This is a genomic window from Spiroplasma sp. Moj (assembly GCF_016082285.1).
Lineage (GTDB): Bacteria > Bacillota_I > Bacilli_A > Mycoplasmatales > Mycoplasmataceae > Spiroplasma > Spiroplasma phoeniceum.
This window is the reverse complement of sequence record NZ_MQTY02000070.1, coordinates 1-3,244: the sequence shown is the minus strand read 5'-3', so window position 1 is coordinate 3,244 and position 3,244 is coordinate 1. Positions and strand designations below refer to the sequence as shown.

The 3,244-nt window shown below is 22.9% G+C and carries 1 protein-coding gene; it reads left to right on the top strand.

The window, feature by feature from the left end; all coding sequences use genetic code 4:
* Nucleotides 1–288: 288 nt before the first annotated feature.
* Complete coding sequence (locus BST80_RS03830) at nt 289–816, top strand: lipoprotein (RefSeq protein WP_415746036.1); 528 nt, start codon at nt 289–291, stop codon at nt 814–816.
* Nucleotides 817–3,244: the final 2,428 nt, after the last annotated feature.

Sequence of the window (3,244 nt, the reverse complement as noted above, 5' to 3'; positions counted from 1 at the left end):
ATATTNANANTAATANNTGANATAAAATTAAACAAATTTATCAAGAAAANGCAAATAATTATCAAGAATTTAAAAAACAAATTAAAGTAACAATCACTAGTTTTCATAAAGAAGATCATAGTGGTTGGGGCGGATTAATCACTGATGAAGATACTAATATTTTAATTAATATTATTTATAATCATTTTCAAGAAATTAATAATCACTTTATTAATAATTCTAATCANGGTTGAAAAATTGTNACAAANACNATNGGNANTTATTTTATAATTGANGAAGAANAANAAAATGAAAAAAATATTAAGTCTTTTAGGTACAATCACTTTAATAGGAACAAGTACAACATCTTTAATTGCTTGTAATAATAAACCTAAAATACACGAATATACAAAAAAACAATTAACAAAATTAAAAGAAGAAAACAATATAAATACAAAAGATGGTATTTTAGAATGAATAGTACCCCAAGAAAAACCATTTAATCAAGTGGATAATAAATGATATTTTGCTATATGGAAACCTAATGATTCTATTTATTGAAAAATATCAAAATTTAAACACGATACAAATAATGGTAAAAAAATTGATGGTTGAGATCCATTAAAACCATATTATATTGATCTCTTTTTGTGGGTTTTTGAAACAAAAGAACAAGATTTATTAATAGATGATCAATCGGAAAGTAAATTAGAACGAATTTTTTGAAATCAAGATAAGGGACAAAATTTTAAAGCAGTTTATCGTTGGAATTTAGAAGATACTAATTTACCTAATTTAATTATTGATAAAAATGGTAATATAAAAGTTAATACATAATAAAAAGTCATTTTAATAAATGACTTTTTATATTTCTAATCTAATTAATGATAATTTTTCATTATTTTTATTAAATAATTGTAAATTATTAATATTAATTTGTTCTTTTTCTGTAAAAATTATAATGTCATAATTTCCATAACCCCATATACCTGATATTTCAATTTGATTTAATTTAAATAGTTTTTTATCAAAAGTTATTTTAATACTATAATCAATTAAATATTCGATTGTACTAATTCAATCTGTTTTAGAATAAAGTAATTTATATCATTCAGAAAAATAATTTAAATATTTTTCTATTTTGTCATTTGAAACAATTAAATTAGTTAAATATTTACCATATTCTCCATCTGATAATTTAATTTCTGATGGAATAAGAGAAGGAATATTATTATTTTCTAATTCATTTGTTATCGATAATCAGTTAAAATAATTTGCTTCTAATTGATAAATATGGTTTTCTGAAATATCTTTGTTTTTAACAATTACTTTAATTTTATTATCTTTGTTGTTATTAACATTTGTTTGTTGTTTTAAATTTCAATCAATAATTTGTCCAGTGCTTGAATCAATTAGAGGTTTAAGAGGTTCACCATCACCATTCCAACGATAAACTGCTTTAAAATTTTGTCCCTTATCTTGATTTCAAAAAATTCGTTCTAATTTACTTTCCGATTGATCATCTATTAATAAATCTTGTTCTTTTGTTTCAAAAACCCACAAAAAGAGATCAATATAATATGGTTTTAATGGATCTCAACCATCAATTTTTTTACCATTATTTGTATCGTGTTTAAATTTTGATATTTTTCAATAAATAGAATTATTAGGTTTCCATATAGCAAAATATCATTTATTATCCACTTGATTAAATGGTTTTTCTTGTGCTTTAATTTCTTTTCAATAATTTATTGGAATTGGTGGATTAGAACCAATAAAATCAAAATATAATGAATATATTTGTACTTGACAATCTGAAAAATAAAAATATCCTTCTTCCAATCTATTTGGTTTTGAAATTAGTTTTAAATAATAAGGAGCAATTAATTTAATATCATCATTATAACCTTTATTAATAGCAAATTTACTATATGTATAATTTGATAACATATAAATAACTTGTTTAAATATTTTAACAGCACTGTCATTAATAGATGTAGGATTATCTAGTTTTCAATTTTCAAATAAACCATCAATAATATCTTCGGGTTTTTGTCCTTCGAATTTTTGGCGTAGTTCAGCCGCTTTATTGGTAGGGTTACCTTTTTCATCATATTTTGCACCTTGAAATTTACGGTCATAATTATAACGATATGTTAAATAATTTAATAAAACTTTGTCTAAACCATTTTTATTTACCAAATCTAAAATATCTTTTCCTTGAATATAGTTTTTGGCTATACTTCATGGTAAAAAACTTTCAGTAAATCAATACTGAAATATTCTTACATTAGGGTTTGTTTCAATGGGCATTGATAGTAAAGGTACTAAACTAGCGTTTTCAATATTTGATGATGGATAAGAATAAACACCATTGACATTGCCTCAGCACTTAATATTACCAAATAGCATAGATTTAGGGTATTTAATTTCAATCCCAGTAAATACTGTATCTTCGGGTAATGATTTTTGTAAAACTAAATGAATACTATTTTGGTTTTTTCATTTGAAGTCAGTTATTTTGACTAAATGAGTAGATTTAATAATACCCACACCATCAGGTGAATAAGGGCGTTTATATTCTTCAATTATATAACATTCATTTTTGTTATCTTCGCTAATTGGTTCATTAATAGATACTATTTTTAAGTCTAATGTTTCTAAAAATTCTTTATTTTGTTTTGAAATATCATTGATTAAAATATCTTTTTCATCAATAATGATATAACTTGTGCTATTATCTTGTACTGTGGTATTTTGTTGAATTTGTAATTTAAAATTAAAGTCACTAATTTCATAACCCGTTATTTTAATATATTCATCTTTGTCAATAAAACCGATTTTAACGCTATTTTGAGAATAGTTCAAGGTTGGTTTTTGGTTTGTCTTAACAAGATTATTAATTTTATAAATATATAAGGTTCTTGCACGATCTTCTGTAAATAATTGTTCTAAATCTGGGTCGCTATACTGCGATTGAGTAGCAAAATCTAAAGGAATACTATCAATTGAATAATCAATNGGTTCACCTTTTTCTGCTAATTGTGCTAACATTTTTTCAGATGGTTTTAGCATTATTCTTGTTCTCCTTCTTCGTTATTTTTTAGTTGTCTGTTCAAAGTAGCATTCACAGGTAAGCGAACATCAACAATTAACTCATCAATATTTTTAATATTAAATGTTCTACTGTTTAAAATAGCATTATCATATTTAATTAACTTAATAATAAATTCAGTTAATTTAATTTCTCTAATATATATCANTT